General features: G+C 37.9%; 15 protein-coding genes. 7 read left to right on the top strand and 8 right to left on the bottom strand.

Annotation, left to right across the window (positions count from 1 at the left end; genetic code table 11):
- The 3 genes from bafA (PVV69_RS03670) to bafA (PVV69_RS03660) form a co-directional block, all read right to left on the bottom strand.
- On the bottom strand, positions 1 to 2,603 hold a 2,603-nt coding region (gene bafA, locus PVV69_RS03670; RefSeq protein WP_273756486.1), incomplete at its 3' end, for a BafA family autotransporter.
- Positions 2,604 to 2,997: 394 nt separating this feature from the next.
- Positions 2,998 to 5,562 (bottom strand): BafA family autotransporter, encoded by a 2,565-nt coding sequence (gene bafA, locus PVV69_RS03665; RefSeq protein WP_273756485.1) that lies wholly within the window; start codon positions 5,560 to 5,562, stop codon positions 2,998 to 3,000.
- A 331-nt stretch (positions 5,563 to 5,893) separates the two neighbouring features.
- On the bottom strand, positions 5,894 to 9,640 hold the full coding sequence (gene bafA / locus PVV69_RS03660; RefSeq protein ID WP_273756484.1) for a BafA family autotransporter: 3,747 nt from the start codon (positions 9,638 to 9,640) through the stop codon (positions 5,894 to 5,896).
- Positions 9,641 to 10,239: 599 nt separating this feature from the next.
- Here bafA (PVV69_RS03660) and PVV69_RS03655 point away from each other — a divergent pair.
- Positions 10,240 to 11,529: an MFS transporter gene (locus PVV69_RS03655; protein ID WP_273720579.1), complete on the top strand. Its 1,290-nt coding sequence runs from the start codon at positions 10,240 to 10,242 to the stop codon at positions 11,527 to 11,529.
- Here the strand turns inward: PVV69_RS03655 and PVV69_RS03650 are convergent.
- Positions 11,526 to 11,789: a hypothetical protein gene (locus PVV69_RS03650; protein WP_273720585.1), complete on the bottom strand. Its 264-nt coding sequence runs from the start codon at positions 11,787 to 11,789 to the stop codon at positions 11,526 to 11,528. The two genes, PVV69_RS03655 and PVV69_RS03650, sit on opposite strands and share 4 nt — an antisense overlap.
- Positions 11,790 to 11,958: 169 nt before the next feature.
- Positions 11,959 to 12,405, bottom strand: coding sequence for a DNA polymerase III subunit chi (locus tag PVV69_RS03645; protein ID WP_273756483.1), 447 nt, complete (start codon positions 12,403 to 12,405; stop codon positions 11,959 to 11,961).
- A gap of 402 nt (positions 12,406 to 12,807) precedes the next feature.
- On the opposite strand from PVV69_RS03645, the gene lptF reads away from it, so the two are divergent.
- The 6 genes from lptF to rsmA all read left to right on the top strand — a co-directional run bounded on the left by lptF (position 12,808) and on the right by rsmA (position 20,349).
- Positions 12,808 to 13,998 (top strand): LPS export ABC transporter permease LptF, encoded by a 1,191-nt coding sequence (gene lptF / locus PVV69_RS03640; RefSeq protein ID WP_273756482.1) that lies wholly within the window; start codon positions 12,808 to 12,810, stop codon positions 13,996 to 13,998.
- Complete coding sequence (lptG, locus tag PVV69_RS03635) at positions 13,995 to 15,089, top strand: LPS export ABC transporter permease LptG (RefSeq protein WP_273756481.1); 1,095 nt, start codon at positions 13,995 to 13,997, stop codon at positions 15,087 to 15,089. The genes lptF and lptG overlap by 4 nt, the downstream gene beginning before the upstream one ends.
- The gene (locus tag PVV69_RS03630) at positions 15,090 to 17,456 is read left to right on the top strand and encodes an LPS-assembly protein LptD (protein WP_273756480.1); all 2,367 of its coding nucleotides are present in this window, start codon (positions 15,090 to 15,092) and stop codon (positions 17,454 to 17,456) included.
- Positions 17,457 to 17,558: 102 nt separating this feature from the next.
- A complete protein-coding gene (locus PVV69_RS03625; RefSeq protein WP_273756489.1) occupies positions 17,559 to 18,515 on the top strand; it encodes a peptidylprolyl isomerase in 957 nt (318 codons plus the stop codon).
- Entirely contained in the window at positions 18,515 to 19,528 is a 1,014-nt protein-coding gene (gene pdxA, locus PVV69_RS03620; RefSeq protein WP_273756479.1) for a 4-hydroxythreonine-4-phosphate dehydrogenase PdxA, read from the top strand. Before PVV69_RS03625 ends, pdxA begins: the two co-directional genes overlap by 1 nt.
- Positions 19,519 to 20,349, top strand: coding sequence for a 16S rRNA (adenine(1518)-N(6)/adenine(1519)-N(6))-dimethyltransferase RsmA (rsmA, locus tag PVV69_RS03615; RefSeq protein ID WP_273756478.1), 831 nt, complete (start codon positions 19,519 to 19,521; stop codon positions 20,347 to 20,349). The genes pdxA and rsmA overlap by 10 nt, the downstream gene beginning before the upstream one ends.
- A gap of 20 nt (positions 20,350 to 20,369) precedes the next feature.
- Here rsmA and gmk read toward each other — a convergent pair whose 3' ends face one another.
- From gmk to fabF, 3 genes are all read right to left on the bottom strand, one after another.
- Complete coding sequence (gene gmk, locus PVV69_RS03610; RefSeq protein ID WP_404978366.1) at positions 20,370 to 21,062, bottom strand: guanylate kinase; 693 nt, start codon at positions 21,060 to 21,062, stop codon at positions 20,370 to 20,372.
- Between the two features lie 60 nt (positions 21,063 to 21,122).
- The gene (mltG, locus tag PVV69_RS03605; RefSeq protein WP_273756476.1) at positions 21,123 to 22,232 is read right to left on the bottom strand and encodes an endolytic transglycosylase MltG; all 1,110 of its coding nucleotides are present in this window, start codon (positions 22,230 to 22,232) and stop codon (positions 21,123 to 21,125) included.
- 105 nt (positions 22,233 to 22,337) lie between these two features.
- A complete protein-coding gene (gene fabF, locus PVV69_RS03600) occupies positions 22,338 to 23,603 on the bottom strand; it encodes a beta-ketoacyl-ACP synthase II (protein ID WP_273720570.1) in 1,266 nt (421 codons plus the stop codon).
- Positions 23,604 to 23,644: the final 41 nt, after the last annotated feature.

Genomic DNA, 23,644 nt, shown 5'->3' with positions numbered 1-23,644 from the left:
CGTAATCCTAACATCCCCTGAAAGGACTGGTTTGTCTTACGTCCTTTGACATAATGTGCCTGTGCATAAAGCTTTAAGTGATCACTGACTAAACTGCTTAAACCAATTCCTAATTTCCCTGCATTACCCGACAAATCTGTGGTAAATTGGTGCCGTTGATTAATCGTCGTATGGTTGTCATCTTTATACTCACGTAACCAAGCAGCCGTAATATAAGCTAGAGAGGAACCAACGGTTCCCAAACCAAATTCATATCCCAGTGATAGACCAACCTCACTGCGCAGTGACGTAAATGGCTTGATATCACCCATCATGTCATTCGAAAGTTTGATTTCTTGACCTTTAACTTGCAACCATGTGAGTTGCCCATAAGGCTGTAACCAACTACTCGGAGACATTTTAACACGATAACCCGTTTCAAATGATGAGCCCACTGCCCACTGATCATAATTCCCTTCAATCGCTATACCATTCGTTGAAATAGCTTTCAGACTATTTTGATAACGATTATATTTGACAAGACCATCTAGATACCATCCACTATGATCAGAATAAGTGACATAAGCTCCAACGCCATAAGTATTGATACCACTCACACCACCTCGTGCATGCTCTACACGTACTTTATCATAACTTCCAAAACCACCAATATAAACATCCCCATTCTCCCATTCGCTTAAACCATTGAGTCCTAACACTATACCGGTTTGCTCAAGTTTAAAATCTATATGGTCTGTAACAATGTTTTCTTTGCTTTTGATGGCATATGTCCAGAAAGCTGCATTTTTTTGACTTCTGTCTAAATCGCCTCTTCCCGCACGTACAGTTTGCAACTCGTTATGAAAAATAACTGCTGGAGCCACAGACATCGACAACACGGCATCCGTAGAAGGGGTGGTCAAAAAACGAGGCTTTGATATTTCCTCACCCGCTTGGGAAGAAGCTTGCTCCTGAACAGTTGGACGCAAAATCATTTGATCCTTTGTCAATGAAGCATCTGCTGAAACTGAAGCCTGTTGTTGTCCATCGAAAGGATGAAGCTGATCTGCTGGAGGTAATGCCACGCTAGATAAATTTTCTGAAGATGTGGATACTGAAAACCCTGAAGCACTTTGTGCATCTTTTAAATGGCGTGGAGGACGTGGATTAGATACCTGTTTGTTGTTAGGCTTCTTAGGACCAGAACTTCTCCCCCTAGAAGAAGATCCTCGACGAGACCCTATTCCCGTATCAGTAGATAAAGAACTTGAAAAAGTAGTAACCTTTGGTTTCTTGTTTTTATTTCCGCACTGTACCCCAGTATTCGGACGTTCTTCATTTTCAGAGTTTCTACCCAAATACCAAATTGTGGAACCACCACTAGAATCAGCACATCTATCTTTCTTGTATAAAACATATATAAAAGTTCCACCATCAAAAGCTTCTATTGCCGTACCAGCACTATTTGCCAAAGTAAAATTAGCTTCTCCGCTTGGGCTTCTATCAGTAATTAACGGAATCTCCGTCATTAAACCGCTCTTCTGAAAGAGAGAACCTGTAATTTCACGACCTGTATCGGTAACACTTATTTTGTGATTACCAGCACCTTCTTCAATTGATAAATAATCGCCATTATGAACATCACTACCATTAATATTAAAACGAAAATGTAAACTCCCTGAAAGCCTTTCAACACGAAGTGAAATATGTCGTGGATCATATGGAATAGAAGTAAAAATCACGGTTCCATCATTACCACCTAAATCCTCAATTGCAATCTGAGGTTTGTCTCCGATATTCCGCTCACCAACCTCAAATATCATTTCATCGGGTCTGCCTTTTATAGGAATTATTTTTTTAGTGGTATGATTTATCCTATCACCAGCGAATAAATAAAGTTTTCCATTATTATTAACCCTTACTTCTCCAACTACATCTTTTGCACCAACATGTAGCCACGAGCTAGCAGAGCTATTAACCGTTAGTGTATCTACAAATCCACCAGGATATACGACTTGAATAGCTTGATCCTTCAAGGTAGTATTGTAGGCTTCTCCTAATGCTAGAACATGTTGTCTGCCATTTCCTGAGATCTCTGCATCCCTTGCTCTCCCCCCTTCTGTTCTTTTTCCCGCATAGAGATTTTGCTCTCCATTATTCCCAACTTTCGTTTTCCAAGCCCACGCACCATCATATATGTTCTGCTGTCCTATCGCTCCACCACCACCAGTAACTGTAGCATCATAAGCACCGCTTTTCTTCTCTACACTTTCAAGATCTAAAATACTACTTTCTTCATGAACAAACTGTTTTCCACCCTCAATTTTAGTATTCATTGCAGTTCCCCCACGTGTAACTATTTGCATCCCCCCTTTTTTGACAGTGGCCCCTACAGAAGTTGCTCCATTATCAACAACCTCTACACCACCATCTTCGATCTTAATATTAGTGCTAATAGGTAATAATATAGTAATCAATGCAGAACCTTTTGGTACCGTTCCTCCATTTCCCACACTTTCTATACTCGTTAACTCCTCATTCCTTCTCTCAGCTGCACTTGCAGATTGCATAAGACAAGTACTGATCAATAATACCGAAAAACTCAATTTGTGTTTATTTTGCATCATCCACACTCCATTCTTAATCATTCAAAAAATACCCTGCTACCAAGCAGCTAGCTCATTTTAGAATGTATCATAATGTGTTTTATTTATGTCTAAATGCAATTTATTGGCGTATATTTTACATATAAGCAACTATAAGTTGTATTCCTGTAAACCACAAGAAACTCTTTGCATCTGAAGCTGTATAACTTCACACAATGCAAATTATGCCCTAAATACAAGGGCATAATTTGCAATACTTCTCATCATTGATAAAGCAAACGATATTACTTTTGAATAAAAGAAAGAATCATCATCGTCTCTACATTTGCAAAAGATTTCACTGAACACTGAACTGTTTAACTTAAAAAACAATTCTATTTCTCAAGTGAATTAATAGCGTAAAACACATATTTTAGAAACTATAGCGTAATCCCAAAATACCTTGTAGTGACTGCTTAATCTTATGTCCTTTCAGATAATGTGCCTCCGCATAAAGCGTGAGTTTATCATTGACCAAACTGTTTACACCAATTCCAAGCTTACCCGCATTTCCTGACAAGTCTGTAATAAATTTATGCCGGTTATTAATTATCGTATGGTTATTATTTATATTCTCACGTAACCAAGCAGCTGTAATATAAGCTGTTAATGAAGTTTCTGCATTCACAATAAATTTATGCCCTGCCGTTAACCCAACTTCACTACGCAATGAAGTTGATGGACTTATATCAGCTGTCATGCCATTGGAAAGCGTGATTTTTTTGCCTTCAACCTGCGAACCTGTTAGTTTGATATAAGGTTGCATCCAAGTATTTTGTGCTGGCTCAAAATGACAGCCTATTTCAAATGATCCACCTATTGCCCATTGATTATAATTGCTTTGAATGGCTAAACCATTTGTTGAAATGGCTTTTAGACTATCTCGGTAATAATTATATTTCAAAACGCTATCTAAATACCATCTATGATGATCAAAATAAGTTGCGTAAGCACCAATGCTATAAGTATTTAAATTGCTATCACCACCCCGTTTATGCGCGACACTTGCTCGATCATAACTGCCAAAACCACCAACATACAAATCTCCATGTGTGAGTTCGTTCAACTGATCAACACCAAACACGAAACCTGTCTGCTCAAGCTTAAAATTTGTATGACCGCTAGCAATACGCTCTCTGCTCTTGATCGCATAAGCCCATAAATCTGTATTTTTTCTGTTTTGGTCTAGAAGTCCTCTCGCCGTACGTACAATTTCCAGCTCATTGTTAAAAATCAGTCCAGGAGCCACTGCTGTAGAAAGCACAGCATCAACTGAAGGCGTTGTTGATGAACCAGGATATGATGGATCTGTTGGATCAGGAAGAGAAGATTCTGGTCCACTTAGTCGGTTGGCAGATAAAAACCAAGTTTTGCCCTTTTCATCTTTTCTCTGTTTCAAATCATACATATAGGTCCCTCCATCAACAGCATGAATGTCTTCACCAGAGAGATCTGTCAGAGAAAAATGTGCTCCACCGCTTTGATCCATAATTAAATCACGCTTATTTGAAAAAGGATCCGTGATTTCCACACCAGAATCTGCAACACTTATTGTATGATTCCCTTTACCATTCTCAATGAGGAGATAATCACCTCGATTATGTGCAATTGTAGTATTCAATGCGAAATGTAAGCTACCCGAAAGATTATTAACATGAAGCTGTGAGTAATACGGATCAGAGCCAGTAAAAGCAAAAATAACACTCCCCTCACCGGTTAATTTTTCAATCAGAGAGCTTTTGCCATCAAACTCATCTGTGATCGCGTACAGCTTTGTATCTTGTCCATTTAAAATGATATCTTCTACTGTGGTATGATGCTGATCATTTCCAGCATAAAGGTGGAGTTGTCCAGAATGGTTTAGTAATGTTTTACCTTCTAGTGTTGCTCCAGCATGTACGAACGATTTTGCTTCATCATTTACTGTTAGATTTTTTACAGATCCATCAGCATATATTTCTTGAAGAGCAGTCTCGTTTAAAGTAACATTAACAGCTTTTCCTCCTTCTAAGATACGCTGTTTACCACCACCAAGAATTTGTATATCAAATGCAGTACCACCATTTTTTGCATTTTGAGATTTTTTTGCAATCTCTTGTATGCCACCTCTCATAACTTTCGTATTCCAAGTTACCCCCCCATCATAGACCTTTTGTTGCCCAAATGTCTCGCCTTGACCATAAATGACCGTATTAGAAGCACTACTCTCCTTAATTTGTCCCTCAACATCTCCCTCCCCAAACACAAGCTGCTCACCTCCATAAATTTTAGTCCCCTCTACTTTTCCTCCATTGCCAACGCTTTGCTGCCCTCCTTCTTTAACAACAGCATTTTTTGAAAAGCCTTGTTTTCCCTTTAAAGCCTGAACACTTTCAGTTCCACCATGCTCAATATTGCTATTCTCACTAAGACCGCCGGCATAAACATAAATCTCTGCACCATTTTTTGCTGTATTATTGATAGACCGCCCTGGATCATCTCTCTCACCATCATTCGAAATGTAGGCTTTGCCATCATTATCGAGTACAAAATTTTCCAGAAGAGCTCCATCCCTAATAAAAATAAGTTCAGGCTTTTTAAACGTCGCAATATTGCTTCCTTGCATATTCTGTCCAGCGTTGATACCATTATCGCTATTAAGCTCCTGCAATTTACTAAGCAATATTTCAGTACTTTTACCCGTGGTAATGCCATTTAGTTTTTCAAAAAATCCTGATTTATCGAACGCCTCTACAACAACATTGTTTCCAGATGTCCTGACTTTTATACACTCTCCTGTTCTTACACCTTCATTATGGTAGATATGAGAGATTTTCTCATTTTTATAGCTTGAAGGTTGACAAAAAAGTCGTTTCCCCCCCTCACTTGCAGCAGCCATTTGCACAAAACAACTGCATAATATGAGCCCCCAATAACTTCTTTTCCACTTATATTGCATAATTATATCCTCCCCCTTCACGCCTGAGCAGACATCAAGTGTAATTAGCTCTGCAAAATATATTTTCAACCTAAAGTTGCAATAATTCTCTTGAATATTCCCTTTGCACCCGCAAGAAATGACTCTTTATATTCTTTAAATGCTTTTTCATTGAGAGCACAAAAAGTCTCTTCTATTACTTTTTGTATTTTTCAGAGGTTCCTTACAAAATAGAAAAAGCAAAAGATGCCCTACACCATTAAAAAGCATAACTGATCCGAAAGATGCATCAATATTTCTCAAAAATTGTTCTCCGATTATGCATCAGATCTTTCATGTTAAAAACACATATTTAAAAACTATATCGTAATCCTAACATCCCCTGAAAGGACTGGTTTGTCTTACGTCCTTTGACATAATGTGCCTGTGCATAAAGCTTTAAGTGATCACTGACTAAACTGCTTAAACCAATTCCTAATTTCCCTGCATTACCCGACAAATCTGTGGTAAATTGGTGCCGTTGATTAATCGTCGTATGGTTGTCATCTTTATACTCACGTAACCAAGCAGCCGTAATATAAGCTAGAGAGGAACCAACGGTTCCCAAACCAAATTCATATCCCAGTGATAGACCAACCTCACTGCGCAGTGACGTAAATGGCTTGATATCACCCATCATGTCATTCGAAAGTTTGATTTCTTGACCTTTAACTTGCAACCATGTGAGTTGCCCATAAGGCTGTAACCAACTACTCGGAGACATTTTAACACGATAACCCGTTTCAAATGATGAGCCCACTGCCCACTGATCATAATTCCCTTCAATCGCTATACCATTCGTTGAAATAGCTTTCAGACTATTTTGATAACGATTATATTTGACAAGACCATCTAGATACCATCCACTATGATCAGAATAAGTGACATAAGCTCCAACGCCATAAGTATTGATACCACTCACACCACCTCGTGCATGCTCTACACGTACTTTATCATAACTTCCAAAACCACCAATATAAACATCCCCATTCTCCCATTCGCTTAAACCATTGAGTCCTAACACTATACCGGTTTGCTCAAGTTTAAAATCTATATGGTCTGTAACAATGTTTTCTTTGCTTTTGATGGCATATGTCCAGAAAGCTGCATTTTTTTGACTTCTGTCTAAATCGCCTCTTCCCGCACGTACAGTTTGCAACTCGTTATGAAAAATAACTGCTGGAGCCACAGACATCGACAACACGGCATCCGTAGAAGGGGTGGTCAAAAAACGAGGCTTTGATATTTCCTCACCCGCTTGGGAAGAAGCTTGCTCCTGAACAGTTGGACGCAAAATCATTTGATCCTTTGTCAATGAAGCATCTGCTGAAACTGAAGCCTGTTGTTGTCCATCGAAAGGATGAGGCTGATCTGCTGGAGGTAATGCCACACTAGCCCTATTTCTCTGAGATGAGACAATGAAAGGAACGATAATCTGTTGATTTGGGCTTAAATTTCGCCGAGATCTGCTCCTACGTGGCCAATTATCAATATATACTGCTGACAAATACCAAATTTTTCCACTTCCATCCTCATTGTTTTTTTGTTTCAAACCATATGTATAGGTCCCACCATCAACAGTACTTATTTTTGCACCAGAAAATTTTTTCAGAGTAAAATTTGCTCCTCCACTTTGATCTATAATTAAATCAAGATCTGTTGAAGAAGTATCAACAATTTCAATACCAGAATCGACAACGTTTATTGTGTGATATCCTGAACCATTCTTGATAGAGAGATAATCACCCTCTCCTTCTGCAAGGCTCACATGAAACTTAAAATGTAAACTCCCTGAAAGCTGATCAACATAAAGCCGTGAGTAAGATAAATGAGACCTTGCAGACTTAAAAATAACCCTCCCCACACCGTCTAACTTCTGAATGTGAATACTCGCGTCTTCATATCCACCAGCAATAAAGTATAATTTAGCCTTTTCACCCTCTAAATTAATATCTTCTACTGTCGTCTCATCCTCATCATCTTCAGCATAAAGATGGAGATGCCCATAATCTTTAACCGTTATTTGTCCTCCTAACCTCGCACCAGCAGAGACCCACGAATTCGCTCCACCTTCAATCGTTAGATTTTTTACAGTTCCACCAGCATAGACTTCTTGAAAACTACCAGCGCGTAAAATCACTGTATCCGCTTCACCTCCCGCTAAAACACGCTGTACACCACCCGACAAAATCTCAGTATTGACTGCAAAACCACCGCTTTTTTTTATAAACCCCTCATCGTCTGGAAACCATTTGGCAAGAATCTGTATCCCTCCTTCCATAATTTTTGTGCCCACAGCCATCCCATCATCATACACTTTCTGATATCCTGGTATTTTACCTTGTCCATAAATTATCGTGTTATAAGCACTGCTTCCTACAATCCCGCCATTCACATAACCATCTCCGAAAATAAGCTGCTCACCACCATAGATTTCAGCTTTCAATGCAACCCCTCCCCCTTCCACATGTTGTTTTCCACCTTCATAAATAATAGTAGATTCTGAAATGCCTTGTTCTGCCACAATCTCAGAACCACCATCCAGAATTGTAGTATTCTTGCTGAAACCACCTGCCTCAACATAGAGTGTTCCAGATCCATCAATCGTAGTATTAAGAGACCATTTACGAGCATCTGAATCTCCATCATCAGCAATATGAGCTGTGTTATTCTCACTGATGATAGAGCTTTGCAGAATTTCGTCTTCCTTTTCCATAATGAAATCATCTGTATAAAAACTAAAATCACTTACATACGAACTGACTATAGGATCTTGAAAAACTGTTATATCCTCTTCTTTCCCAAGAGCTTCAATTATAGGCAACTCCATCTTAGATGAAGGGGTTAAAGAAGTAGAAACCTTTTCTGCAGCAGCCAAATACCAAATTTTTTCTTCTCCCTTCCCGCTATTTTTCGATTTCAAATCATATAAATATGTTCCACCATCAACAACATCCGTTTTTTTATCGGAATGATCTGTTAAAGAAAAATGCGCATTACCACTTTTATCAGTAATTAAATCAAATGCTTTGAAAAAAGATTTTGTAATTTCTGCACCAGAATCCATAACACTCACTGTATGGTTCCCTTCTCCTTTCTCAATGATAAGGTAATCACCGTAGCTCTCTGCAAAATCAGCATTCAAACTGAAATGTATACTGCCCGAAAGTTCACCAATATAAAGCAAAGAATAATATGGGTGAGACTTCTGAGAATCATGAGAATCAGAAGTGAAAACAACTCTCCCATTACCACTTAACTTCTGAATGTGAGAACTTGAACCATCAATTTCAGTAGCAATCGAGTGTAATTGAGACTCTTTTCCCTTTAATATAATTTCTTCTGCTGTAGTTTGCAGCCCATTATCTCCAGCATAAAGGTAAAGCTTTCCAGAACCATTAACCTTTATTTTTCCTTCTAATGTTGCCCCAGCATATACCAATGCATTTGCTTCGCTATTAATCGTCAGAGTTTCTACACGTCCACCGGCATAGACTCTTTGAAGAGCTCCTTTTTCCAAGGTAACGGTGTTTGCCCTACCTCCCGCGAAAACATTCTGCACCCCAGCTGCATAAACCACAGTATCTACTGCTAAGCCCCCTTCATCTCCAAACCATTTACTGAGATTTTGCTCCCCTCCACTCATAACATTTGTGAAGAAAGCTGCTCCATCACCATATACATTCTGTTGCCCCGATGTTTCACCTTCACCATGAATTTCAGAATTATAAGCATAGCTCCCATCTCCTAAAACGATTTGTTCACCACCATGAACTTTAACCTCCTCTGTTTGTCCTCGATGCTCAACGCTTTGTAACCCATATTGACCAATAAAAGTGCCTTTTGAAACCTTTCCGTTCTTAACAATCTCAACTTTACCATTTTCAATTGTAAGATTCTCACTGGCGAGCTTCTTGCTCATTTCTCCTAACTGCTCACTTACACTTACTGATGTTAATGACTCCTCTCCTAGTGCCGTTACTTCTTCAGCATGTGCAATCTTTACAAGCAAACTACCAGCCATTAATGCCCAAAAACTTATCCTTAATTTGCATTGCATTCTTCACACCCCATAATTTCAAATAAAAAAATTCGCATATTTGGAAAAAAGTGCATAATAAAAACAACACGATGTACCTGCTCAATCTCATATTCTTCAAGGCAACAAATCATCCTCTACAAAGCATTCAGCGTACTCAACTCTGCCTCATAGAACACCTCAGTGTGTGTTTTAAAACTTACACACAACCAAAAGATAAAATTGTTTCTTTATACAATTTAAAAGTGTTCTAATTGCATCAATAAAAGGATTTTTTGAATATTTTTGAGATAAGAAACATTGATCTCAAAAATCAGATGGATTCTTGAAATAAACTAAAACAGTGTCTGTATTTTAAAGTAAACAGTAATAGGATATTAAGAGACTAAATTATTTATAGAAATAGATTTCCATATTCTATGACATTTAAAAGGTGTCTTTAATTGTCTTCAATTTGGATACACTTACAGGACAATTATCTATGCTTTTCATACTATAATCACTGTTCTAATATACGGAAGCATAATAATATCGACTCGACACTGATTTGAAATTTCTATAATTATAAGGGGTTAGTTCCATAATTTGATTTGTCATATACTGAAAGGGACATTCTATTCATGTCTATAAACTCAGAAATACAAAGTACAAGCAAAAGAAATTCTCCTCGTCGAATTTTATTTGCCAGCCTTATTGGCCCAACAATTGAATTCTTTGATTTTTATGTCTTTGCAACTGCCGCAGCTCTTATATTTCCCCATGTATTTTTTCCAACGCAAAATGACCAACTTGCCATTTTGCAATCTTTTCTGATCTTTGGAGCAGCTTTTTTTTCACGCCCTTTTGGATCAATTGTTTTTGGACATTTTGGAGATAAAATTGGACGAAAAGCAACACTTATTGCCTCTCTTCTTACGATGGGTGTGTCAACCGTTATTATTGGTTTTCTTCCCACTTATGAAACAGCTGGTTGGTGGGCTCCCTTTTTCTTAACCCTGTGCCGTATTGGGCAAGGAATGGGATTGGGAGGTGAATGGGGAGGAGCCGTTTTGCTTGCAACAGAAAATGCTCCTCCAGAAAAACGTGGATGGTATGCTATGTTTCCTCAATTGGGCGTTCCAATCGGTTTGTTCTTATCTATTGTTGTTTATTTAGGTCTGTTGCACTTTCTTGATCACGATGAACTTTTAGCGTGGGGATGGCGTATTCCCTTTATTGCCTCAATCATTTTCATGATTGTGGGACTGTGGGTTCGTCTTTCAATCAATGAAACAGTTCAATTCAAGAAAGCTCTTCAAAGTAAAGAACGTGTCAAAGTTCCTATCATTGATGTCTTTTTAAAATGTCCACGAATCCTATTTCTTGGAATATTTTCTGGTATGGCAACATTTGTTTTGTTTTATTTGGTCACAGCATATTTATTAAGTTACTCAACAAATCACCTGAAACTGCCATATCATCAAGCTCTTCAAGTAGAAGTGATTGGTGCTATTTTCTGTGGAATTTTTACCGTTATAACTGGAAAACTTGCTGATCGCATTAAGCGTAGAACTTTGATGATTTTGGTCACAATCATTACCGGTATCTATTCTTTCGCAATTCCTTATTTTCTAAATTCTGGAATTATAGGAGTCCTTATAATGTCTGTCATTGGCTTATCTATCATGGGAATGGTTTACAGTCCTCTTGGTGCTGTTTTGGCTTCGCCATATCCAACAACAATCCGATATACGGGGGCTTCTGTAACATTCAATTTATCTGGTATCGTAGGAGCATCTCTTGCACCTTATATTGCAGAATATCTAGTGCAACATTTTGATACTTCTTATATCGGTTATTATTTGCTTCTCGCTTCTTTTATTTCACTGCTTTGCTTTGTAGGATTTACCGAAGATGAAATCTCTAACTAGAATGCAATGAAAAAGAATAAAATAAGTGCTGGCGGTAGAAATGCCGCCAGTTTTATATTCCAAGACATCGGTTGTGGTATACTCAACCACAATATTCCAGCAAACAGTGCACTCAAAAAAAAGAATAAAATATCTGCAATATTGCCAATATAAGTAACAGAAAACATTCGCGATAGAATATGTGTTGTTCCCAACCATGAAACGCAAAAAAAAGCCAACATAACAGCCCATAAAACAAGCAAAATTCGATCAATAATCATCATCATTGCTATTTAATCTTTTTTTATTATAATCTACATTTTTAGTATTCTTAAAAGAAAAGTCACAATAAAAACTCAATGCTTTTTCCTGATTCTTCCGTGATAAGGAGTGTGAAAGTTGTGATTCTTATCAGTCCTATAAAAATCAAAATAACAGGCGTGACACACATCAAATCTGTTTTTCCCAACCGCGATCTTCATTCTGTTGCCAATACGTTAAATTATGGTTTTCCATTTTATATTTTTTCCACTGTGCCCGAACAAGATTCAACTGTTCATCATTGTTTCCATCAAATATCACTACAAGCCGTTGATAAGAATCAATATCTGAGCAACTTGCTCCTTCTATGAGAAAGCGTATCTTTGAATCATTCGGATTTTCTTGCCCTGTGGTAAGAAATACAGGTTGTAAATTTTGGTATTGATCACACTCAGTGCCATGCCCAATAAATGCTTCATCAGCATAAACCCATAAACGCATATCCATAGCATCGCGTTGCTCTTTACTCACACATTGTATTGTGACCTTACTAAAACGAGCCAGTGCACGCTCCACAAGTGTTGGCAAAATATCCTCAAGCGTTGACTGCGTCAAATGATAGAATAAAATATCCACCCTCTTAGCCCTCATCACTCTTTATAAAAAGTTAACATTTTTGGGGGTGAGAATCCTCTATCATCTCCAGCACTGAAGAAACTGGCTAAAAACATAACATTTCCTCTTCTTTTGATTATATATATTACTTGTTTTTTCATATGTGTTAAAGACAAATCGCCGGTTCTTAAGGGCACTAAAAGGTTTATTTTAGCTTTGTTCTCTCACTTCCCTATCGCCTATCCTTTAACACAGAATATAATGTATCACACAATGAGTTGAAATTATCCTACTATTTTGCTCTATCTATTTGGTAAAAATGTGCAAGAAACATAAGAATATTTTAAATTTTGGTTATATTTTTCATTCAAGGCAGTGTAGAATACTTCTTTCTCATTTGAAACTGAGGGTATTATCCCATTTATGCGTATTATTGAGTTTTACATCCTGAAACGTGTTTTAATCTTGTTTAGTGCTGTCATGATTGCAGCAATTAGCATTAGCTGGACAGTACAAATTCTTGCACGAATAAATTTTCTTACAACAAGTAGGCAAACACTTCTAACAGTCCTGCAATTTTCATTTTCATTGGTTCCTTCTGTTATTTTTCTTGTCATTCCATTTGCATTACTGATTGCAATTACGACCACTCTTTCAGCAATGAATCAAGATTCAGAGCTTGCTATCATTAGCGCTTCTGGTTTTCCCAAAAGCACTATTTGGAAACCAATTCTTCTTCTCGCTATTGTTGCATCATGTGTCTCCTTTTCTATAGCCAATTTTGTTGTTCCTCAAGCACGTCTTAATATGCGACAAATGCTAGCGAGTGCCCATGTCGATCTTATTAACCTTTTTATTAGTGAAGGTAGCTTCCAAAAACTTGCCAATAATCTTTACATCGAAATTGGTGAACGCAATCCAAATGGGACGCTTGAACGACTTTTCATTGCCGACCAGCGTGATCCAAAAACCGATCTTTTTTATTATGCAACAGATGCATCAATTGTGAGTCATAAAAGTGGCAATTTTCTCATCCTTCATAATGGCGAAATAGAAAGGATTAATCATCAAAATGATAGCGTCTCAATTGTTCAATTCAGCTCGTATGTCTTTAGCTTGAGTGAATTCATTCCCAATGATAAAATACCCACACTTTACCCGAAAGATCGTCCTCTTTCTTATTTACTAAGTCCTGATGCGAAAGATCCGTACTATCAACGAAAACCACTCCAATATAAAGCTGAATTTCATCGCAGACTTACAGAATGGCTCTATCCAATTGTTTTTGCACTCATTGCCTTAGCAGCAGCAGGAGATACACGCTCATATCGACAAGCTCGTAACTTTACAAACTTCTCTGCCATTACCATCTCATTACTCGTATATTGGATAGGATATTTTTTTGCCGAAAAAGCAAAGAGTGATCTTGCATACATTCCTCTTCTTTATATTACCCCCATAGGAATAAGTGCTTTCGTTTTTTTTATGCTTTTGACAAATCATACAATTGCTATTCCCACAAAACTTCATGAGATTATTCAAATTGTTTTTCAAAAATTGGTCAAAAAATTTGCGCATCAAAAGTCTCAATATCCCTCGGATGAGGTATCATGATTGGGTGGACGCTTGGACGATATTTCTTTATACGTTATTTTAAAATAACTTGTTATTTTTTTGGGGGTATTTTTATTCTTGCCCTTTTGATCGATTTTACAGAAAACTCTGGTCGATTATCTCATCTTTCCCATTATACGGCAAAAGATACTTTTTTCATCTCTGTTTTACGCATTCCTTTTATCATGCAGCAACTCATTCCCTTTATTGCACTGTTTTCTGCAATGGTTATGCTGATTTCACTTAATCGAAAACTTGAACTTGTTGTGACACGCTCAATTGGCGTTTCTGCATGGCAATTTCTCATGCCTGCTTGCTTGGGTGCTTTTCTTTTTGGATTATTTTCAATTCTTTTTATTAATCCTCTTGCCGCATGGGGATTTTCTCAAGCAGAAAAAATGATGACTGAGTGGCGTAGTAATAATGTCTTAACATCTTCTTTTCAAAACACCCGTATCCCATGGTTAACACAACAAACAACTTCAGGTAGAACAACCATTGGTGCTAAATCTATTACTGATCAAGGACTTTCTCTCATTGAAGCAACCTTTGTGCAATACAATGATGATGCAACAGTCAAAAATTGGATTAACACAAGAAAAGCAACGTTGATGAACGATTCTTGGCTTTTAACAAACGGAACAATCTATAAAATAGGACATCCTCCTGAAAAATTTACGACATTTCAAATAAAAACTAATCTAAAACCTGAATTTTTAACTGAACGTTTAGTGAATCCAGCGACTATCCCATTTTATCAATTGCCAAAAAAAATTATGATCGCACGTTCATTCGGCTATTCTGCCAATAATTTTGATATGTATTTACAATCTTTGATTGCATTACCTGCTCTTCTTGTGGCAATGACTCTTATTGCAGCAACTGTATCTTTAAACTTCACGCGATTTGGACAATCTGGAATGTTGATTCTTGGTGGCGTACTCGCCGGTTTCGTGCTTTATGTTATTTCTGTACTCGTTCAAGCTTTTGGTAACGCTGGATATATTCCACCAATTATTGCAGCTTGGACACCAGTTGTTATTGCATTATTTTTGGGAATCTCCTTTTTACTCCATAAAGAGGATGGCTAAGTGAAAGCATTGATAAGTAAAAGAATGATTCTGACAAAATTAACTGCACTTATCTTTAAAAGTGTTATGTGCTGTGTTTTAGCTATATCTTTATCCTATTCTGTAAACGCCAAAAGCCCGACTCTTCTTACTCAAAATCGTATCCAAAATCCGATCAGTCCTCTCTTGCTCTCTGCAGATGAACTTATCTACAACCGTGATGAAAACACTGTTTCTGCACAAGGCAATGTCCAAATCGAATATGATGGCAACAAAGTTATCGCTAAAAAAGTTACTTACAATCAAAAAACAGGACGAATCATAGCGCAAGGGAATGTTGAAGTTATTCAAAAAGATGGAAACAAAATTTATTCCAACCAAATTGATATGACTAAAGATCTCGGCGAAGGTTTCGTAAATGCCTTGCGTATTGATACTGCCAACAATGTCCATTTTGCAGCGGCAAGTGCTACACGCCGCAACAATCAGATAACAGTCTTTGATAACGCTTCTTACACAGCCTGTGAACCCTGTTCTTATAAACCAGATAAAGAAGTCTTGTGGAAAATTAAAGCAAGAAAGATCATCTGGAATAACATTACTAAAAAAATTCGATTTGAAAATAGCCACTTTGAAGTTTTTGGTGTACCGATCCTACAATTTCCAACTTTTGAGCTTCATGATCCAACAGTGAAACGTGCTAGCGGTTTCCTTGTTCCTCATCTTTTCTATGCTGATTATCTCGGCATGGGTATAAAAAATTCTTACTTTTGGAATCTTGCACCTCATTATGATTTGACACTCTCTTCTACCCTCTATACTCAACAAGGGCTTTTAACCGAAGGTGAATGGCGTCAACGTTTGAAAACAGGCAGTTATAACATTCGCTTCGCGCATATATATCAAATGAAACCCCATCATTTTGACAGTGATACAATTGATGCACAACATAAAAATCGTTATATGCTAGCCACAAAGGGAGATTTTCGTATTAATTCACACTGGACCTATGGGTGGGATATTCTTGCACAGTCTGATAGACATTTTAGTCGTGCCTATAAACTTGAAAACTATAACAATCCTACACAACTTTCTCAGCTTTATTTGAATGGCCTTGCAGGTAAAAACTATTTTGATATGCGTTTTTACCATTTTAAAGTTCAAGATTTGATATTGAATAATCCTCATGAACGTCATTCTCGGCAAGCGTGGGTTCTTCCCCGTATTGATTACTTCTTCACACCAGATGAACCAATTTATAATGGGGAACTCACATTTCACAGCAACATGCAATCAATTTATCGTCGTCATACTGACTTTACTGCTACTGACTGGAACGGAAAACCTCTCAACGCTGCTAGACTTTCTGGTATCGCTGGAAATAGTTTTCGTTTAACAAACGAACTAGAGTGGAAGAGGCGCTTTAACATGCAGAGTGGGCTTATCTTAACCCCTCTTCTTGCTTTACGAGCTGATATCATTACAACAAATGCGCACGAAAATGATACTGCTTATAGAACAAATGATTTCTCATCCACTCTTCATCGTTCAGCATTTCGTGGTATGGCAACTGCTGGTCTAGAATTACGCTATCCCTTACTCATTACATTGGAAAACTCCACACATATTATAGAGCCAACTGCACAAATTTTTATCCGCAATAATGAGCGATATATCGGACAGCTCCCTAATGAAGATGCGCAAAGCTTTATATTTGATGCAACGACCCTCTTTCAACGTGATAAATTTTCTGGTTACGACCGTGTAGAAGGAGGAACACGAGCCAATATAGGTTTAAGATACTCCGGCAATTTTAACAATAATTGGTCTCTTTATGGTCTTGTTGGACAATCCTTTCATCTTGCAGGAAAAAATTCTTTTGCAGAAAAGGATTTTGTTAACGTAGGAATTCATTCTAGTTTAGAGGCAACCCGTTCAGACTATGTCGCAATGTTTGGAGCAAATCATAAAAGTGGTTTTTCCTTAGAAACGCGTGGACGTTTTGATAAAAAAACAGGAAAAATCCGCCGTAGTGAAATTGAAGCATCACAGAAATGGCGGAATTTTTGGGCGGCTGTACAATATGCCTATATTGCAAATCAACCCGATTACGAATATCCACAAGAACGCCAAGAAATTTCTTTTCAAACAGGCATTAAACTGGCTAACTATTGGTCTATTAACAGCAATGCCGGTTATGATTTAGTATCGGGAATATTCATAAAACGAGGAATCAGCTTAAACTATACAGATGAATGTTTTGGACTTACATTTGGTTATCAGCAGATAACTGCCCCAGGGAAGAAGACACCTTTGCAAAACTTTAATTTCTCTCTTTCATTGCGTACAATTGCAGATATCGGAAAAAAGATAAACTCAAATTTATAAAGAGAATGTATAGATCATTTAACTTATCATTGTTTTTATGAAAAAAAACGTATATTTAAAGTAATTGATAAGGATTAATAAATAATGCGAAAGCCTACTTACATGAATAAATTCAAAAAGCGCATTCTTGCTTTATTGTGTATTGCACCTTTGAGTTTCAGCAACCTCATAATAAGTGAATTTTTAATTTCACCAGTCTTCGCACAGACTGCCATTGTCGTTACAGTCAATGGTAATCCTATCACAAATTACGATATTCAAAGACGTATTGCTTTTCTTAGATTGCAACAAAAGCAAGGCAATCTTGCTGGGCAAGCTAAAAATGAGCTTATCAATGAGACCCTCAAAAACATCGAAATCAAGCGCCGGAATATTGAAGTAAGCAATGAAGAGGTGGATAAAGCTTTTGAAAATTTTGCAATGCAAAATAATATGGCTATTGATCAACTCAATCAGATTTTGATTCAAAATGATATCACAGTACAACACTTTAAAGATTATATCCGTGGGCAAATAGGATGGGGTCGTCTTGTTCATGCACGTTATCAAGCTGAAACGGGTATGATTAGCGAACAGGAAGCCGTACGCAGAATATTGAAAAATGGTGGTGTAAAACCTTCAACCAATGAATATACACTACAACGAATTATTTTTGTCATTCCTGCACACCGCCGTTCAGAAATTTTTGAAAGACGCCAAAGAGAAGCCAATAATTTTCGCGCACATTTCCGTGGATGCGCAAATTCTCAAAATCAAGCAAGAGGCATTTTAGATGTCACTATCCGCCACTTGGGAAAATTTCTCGAACCCCAGCTTCCAAGTGCGTGGGAACAGGCTATCCTTGCAACACCTGCTGGAAAAATGACAAAATTTCAAGAAACATCTGATGGAATTGAAGCACTGGCTGTCTGTAAAATAAAAAGAGTCTCTGACGATTACGTAGCACGGCTGATATTTTCCATTCAAGATAATAAGAAAAAAAGCCCACAGCAACTTGAAAAGTTAAGCGAAAAATATTTAGAAGAATTGCGTCAGGTAGCGCGTATTCAAAACTCATAATGGCTGTCCTTGTTGTTAGCGGTGGTGATCCTGCCGGAATTGGTCCTGAAATAGCACTAAAAGCGTGGAATTTGCGTTTTACACGTCAAATTCCTCCTTTTGTTTTGCTTGCTGATCCAGATATTATCCGTTCGCGTGCCCGTTTTTTACAGATGGATGTTGTGATAGAAACTGTTGTAACAGATAATCCTGGAAAAAACTTTTACGCTGCTCTTCCTGTAATACCATTGGAAAATCGACAAAGTGATCAACGAGGTTTCCCCTCTCCTAAAAATGCTGCTGGAGTGATTGAGGCTATTAAACGCAGTGTTCAATTGATTCAAAGTGGGTATGCTTCTGCACTGGTTACTTGTCCTATTGCTAAAAAAAATCTTTACGATGCCGGATTTGAATTTCCTGGTCATACAGAGTTTTTAGCCGATTTGGCTCATCAAGCCTCCAATAAATGTTATCATCCGGTTATGATGTTAGCAGGACCCCGATTAAAAACCGTACCTATTACTGTTCATGTCCCATTCAAAGAAGTTTCTTCACAACTTACTGATCATTTGATCGTTCAAACCGCACTCATTACAGAATATGACTTAAAAAAGAAATTTAAAATCACTTCTCCTCGTTTCGCTGTTGCTGGACTTAATCCTCATGCCGGAGAAGGAGGGGCTATGGGAAAAGAAGATCTTGAAATTATTACTCCAGCTATTGAAACTCTTAAAAAGAAAGGACTCAATATTGTAGGTCCATTGCCTGCCGATACAATGTTCCATGAATGTGCAAGAAAAACATATGATGTTGCCCTTTGCATGTATCATGACCAAGCCCTTATTCCTGTTAAGACATTAGACTTTGATACCACTGTTAATGTCACGTTAGGACTACCTTTTATTCGTACTTCTCCAGATCACGGAACTGCTTTTGATATTGCTGATCAAGGAATAGCTTCTCCGACAAGTTTTATTGCTGCCCTTAAACTTGCAAATCAACTTGCAGAAAATAGTTTGATAGCATGCCAATAGATCATTTACCTCCTCTGCGTAAAGTCATTGAAATCTATGGATTACAAGCTCTTAAGTCCTTGGGACAAAACTTTCTTTTTGATCTTAATTTAACATCCAAAATTGCTCATCAAGCAGGTAATTTAGAAGGAAAACCTGTTATTGAAGTGGGACCTGGTCCTGGAGGTTTGACACGTGCCTTGCTTGCACAGGGAGCCATAGTAACAGCGATAGAGCGTGATGAGCGTTGTATACCGGCTCTTTTAGAGATAGAAAAGCACTATCCACAAAAACTAAAGGTTCTTTGTAATGATGCATTGAAGCAAAATTTCTCAATACTTTTTAAAACATCTCTAGAAAAACCACGCATTATTGCAAATCTTCCTTATAATATTGGAACACAACTTTTATTAAATTGGCTATTGACTGAACCATGGCCTCCTTTTTATGAATCAATGACATTGATGTTTCAGCGTGAAGTGGCAAAACGCATTACTGCTCAGCCTCAATCCGACCACTATGGACGTCTTAGTGTCTTAACTGGTTGGCGGACCACTGCTAAAATTGCTTTTGATGTTCCTCCTCAAGCCTTTACACCAGCTCCCAAAGTAACTTCTTCCGTTGTTCATATTATTCCGCGCGCACACCCCCTCAACTGCTCTGCCCAAAAATTAAGTTTTGTTACAAAAATTGCTTTTGGACAAAGACGAAAAATGCTTCGTCAAAATTTTAAAACTCTTGGAGGTGAAAAGCTTTTAGAAAAAGCTGGTATCGACGGGACACGCCGTGCTGAAACGCTTTCAATTGCTGAATTTGTAACTTTAGCGCATTTGGTGACCTAAAAAACATACCTTTTTGCTTCTTACTTCTTTTTAAAATGATCAGGGCATTCGTCAATCTTTTCAGTAATAAGCCCATTAACAAAAGACTCAAGAAAAGAACAGCGCTCGCGTTTTGCTGTTTCAGCGAAATAAATCACTTTAATAAGTGATAAAGACTGATTTAAATCCTCATTAATGACAACATAATCGTAAGAACGCCAATGTTGCATTTCCGTTCGTGCATTTTTCAAGCGTAAATTGATAATATCTTGGCTATCTTCTGCTCGACGATGTAAACGTGAAATAAGCTCTTTCATAGATGGTGGAAGAATAAAAACAGATACAGTATCATCTGGTAACTTTTTTTGAAGCTGTTCTGTGCCTTGATAATCGATATCAAATAACATGTCTCTGCCAGCACTCAAAACATTTTCAACGCTTTCACGTAAAGTTCCATAATAATTTCCATGGACTTCTGCCCATTCAATAAATTCATCACCATCGCGCTTGCGTTCAAACTCTTTCTTTGAAATAAAATGATAATGAAGACCATCCACTTCACTAGGACGTCTTTTCCGTGTTGTCATACTTACGGAGAGCTCTAATTGTCTATCTTTTAAAAGTAACCGAGAGAGAGTTGATTTACCTGCTCCTGAGGGTGAAGAGAGAATCAATAATAAACCACGACGCTGGTTGCTTTTTTTAGCACGCGATCCATCCCCAAAGTCTGTCATCATACTGTTCTACTTTTCTTCAAAACTTCAATAATAGGTTTTCTATAGAGTTTTTTCAAATCAATGTGTTGTCTTCAATGCACGCCACTTGCGAACATTCATATTATGCTCCTCTAAAGTTCTAGAAAAAACATGTCCTCCTGAACCATCAGCAACAAAATAGAGTGCATCACTGCTTGGTGGATGTGCCACGGCTTTTAAAGAATCTCGACCTGGATTGGCAATAGCTGTTGGCGGCAAACCATCAGTTTTATACGTATTATATGGTGTCTCTTTCTCAAGATCTGAACGGTAAATTGCACGACCTGATGGCATGCCTTTCCCACCAAAGAGACCATAAATTACTGTTGGATCAGATTGAAGACGCATATGTTTTGCAAGACGATTATAAAATACCGCAGCAATCTTAGGTCTTTCTGCTGCAATTCCTGTCTCTTTTTCAACAATTGATGCCAATATAACAAATTCATCGATAGATTTTATGGGTAAATCGGGTGAGCGCGTAGCCCATATAGCATGAATTAATTTTGTCTGTCCTTCGCGCAATCTGTTTATAATTTCTTTACGCGTTGTTCCCCGAATAAAACGAACAGTATCCGTCATCAAACTGCCTTCTGGAGGTAAAGCTTTTGGAAGATCACCAATTAAAACTTCATTAGCTTCTAATCGATCAAAAACTTGTTGAACCGTCAAACCTTCTGGTACCGTAAAGGTATATTCAATAGATTTGCCCTTCACAAGAATATCCATAATATCCTGCATTGAAGCATGAGCTGGAATTAAATATTCACCAGCCTTAAGATGTGTTGTTTTTTGATGATAACCAACCCCGTAAACAAAAACATCAGCTGATCGAATGAGACCTTGTTTTTCAAGGAGTGAAGAAATCTCACGAATCCCTGTTCCAGGAGAAATAAGAACAACTTGCTCTTCCTTCGATATTCCCTTTCCTTCAAAAATATTTTTTCCAATATAAAGGGGAATACTTATGGCTAAAATAATAACCACAATAAACATCATAAAAAAATGACCGAGAATAACCAATGGATTACGTACGACAAATGACTTCTTTTGTTTTTTATGTGCTAACATGTCATTATTATCTATTCTATGATTTGAAAAGGAATCATTTATGTCCTGTAGTGGTTTGTTGTTTTTCACATCGGACACAATTTTTACCCTCAACAAGTTTTAAGTATTACAGCTATAATTTTTCACTTAAACTTTTATAATTTTACAATAAAGTAGAAAACTCATAAATAGAAAAAATGTAACTTATTCTTCCCCAAAGCGCCGCATCACTAAAGAGGCATTTGTTCCACCAAAGCCAAAAGAATTAGAAAGAATCGTATTAATCTTTCGTTCACGCGGTTTATGTGGAACAAGATCAATTTTCGTTTCAATTGATGGATTATCAAGATTAAGGGTTGCTGGAGCTATATTATCACGTATAGCTAAAACACAAAAAATAGCCTCAGCAGCACCAGCAGCACCAAGTAAATGCCCCACAGATGATTTTGTTGATGACATGGATACTTGTGGCGCATAATGCCCCAAAACACGTTCAACAGCGGCCAACTCTATGGTATCTGCCATCGTTGAAGTTCCATGAGCATTAATGTAATCAAGTTCGCTCACATTTACCTGTGCACGCTTTAGAGCAGCTATCATACTACGCTGTGCCCCCTCACCACTTTCTGAAGGAGCAGTGATATGATAGGCATCGCCAGATAAACCATAGCCGATAACCTCGGCATAAATACGAGCGCCACGCTTTTTCGCATGTTCAAGTTCTTCTAAAGCGACAACTGCTGCTCCCTCACCCATCACAAAACCATCGCGATCAGCATCATAAGGACGTGATGCGCGCTCAGGATCGTCATTACGACAAGTGGAAAGAGCTCTACAAGCAGAAAAACCAGCGAGAGATATCCGATTGATCGGAGATTCAGTGCCTCCTGCAACCATGACGTCTGCATCACCAAACGCAATCAGACGTGCAGCATCACCAATGGCATGCGCACCTGTCGAACAAGCCGTTACAACCGAATGATTAGGACCGCGTAAACCATACTTAATCGACACATAGCCAGAAGCAAGATTAATCAAACGTCCTGGAATAAAAAAAGGAGAAACGCGTCGAGGACCTTTATCACGAAGTGTATAACCAGCCTCAACAATCCCTTCAATGCCGCCAATCCCCGAACCAATTAATACACCTGTGCTAATCTGATCCTCATCACTTTTGGGAAACCACTCAGCATCTGAAAGTGCTTGACCAGCAGCAGCCATTGCATAAACAATAAATGCATCAACTTTACGCTGTTCCTTGGGATCCATATATAAATCAGCATTATATGTACCATCTGTTCCATCACCTAAAGGAATACGAGCAGCAATCTGACATGGTAAATCGGATACATCAAACTCCGTAATACGCCGAACACCACTTTTTCCTTCAAGAAGGCGTTTCCAGCTATATTCGACATCACCAGCTAATGGAGATACTAGCCCTAAACCAGTAATAACAACACGTCTCATAACTTTTAACCTTGAATTGAGATCACCTCTCAAAGCTCTAT

The sequence above is a fragment of the Bartonella sp. MM73XJBT genome, assembly GCF_028618465.1.
In the GTDB taxonomy this organism is placed as follows: Bacteria; Pseudomonadota; Alphaproteobacteria; order Rhizobiales; family Rhizobiaceae; genus Bartonella.
The sequence above is the reverse complement of the archived record's forward strand: the minus strand, read 5'-3'. Positions and strand labels throughout refer to the sequence as shown.

Excerpts from the sequence above, each read along its gene's own strand:
- bafA (WP_273756485.1), bottom strand. The coding sequence starts at position 5,562 with ATGCAATATAAGTGGAAAAGAAGTTATTGGGGGCTCATATTATGCAGT.
- lptG (WP_273756481.1), top strand. The coding sequence starts at position 13,995 with ATGATTGGGTGGACGCTTGGACGATATTTCTTTATACGTTATTTTAAA.
- fabF (WP_273720570.1), bottom strand. The coding sequence starts at position 23,603 with ATGAGACGTGTTGTTATTACTGGTTTAGGGCTAGTATCTCCATTAGCT.
- pdxA (WP_273756479.1), top strand. The coding sequence starts at position 18,515 with ATGGCTGTCCTTGTTGTTAGCGGTGGTGATCCTGCCGGAATTGGTCCT.
- lptF (WP_273756482.1), top strand. The coding sequence starts at position 12,808 with ATGCGTATTATTGAGTTTTACATCCTGAAACGTGTTTTAATCTTGTTT.
- PVV69_RS03625 (WP_273756489.1), top strand. The coding sequence starts at position 17,559 with ATGAATAAATTCAAAAAGCGCATTCTTGCTTTATTGTGTATTGCACCT.
- PVV69_RS03655 (WP_273720579.1), top strand. The coding sequence starts at position 10,240 with ATGTCTATAAACTCAGAAATACAAAGTACAAGCAAAAGAAATTCTCCT.
- gmk (WP_404978366.1), bottom strand. The coding sequence starts at position 21,062 with ATGACAGACTTTGGGGATGGATCGCGTGCTAAAAAAAGCAACCAGCGT.
- PVV69_RS03650 (WP_273720585.1), bottom strand. The coding sequence starts at position 11,789 with ATGATTATTGATCGAATTTTGCTTGTTTTATGGGCTGTTATGTTGGCT.
- bafA (WP_273756484.1), bottom strand. The coding sequence starts at position 9,640 with ATGCAATGCAAATTAAGGATAAGTTTTTGGGCATTAATGGCTGGTAGT.
- rsmA (WP_273756478.1), top strand. The coding sequence starts at position 19,519 with ATGCCAATAGATCATTTACCTCCTCTGCGTAAAGTCATTGAAATCTAT.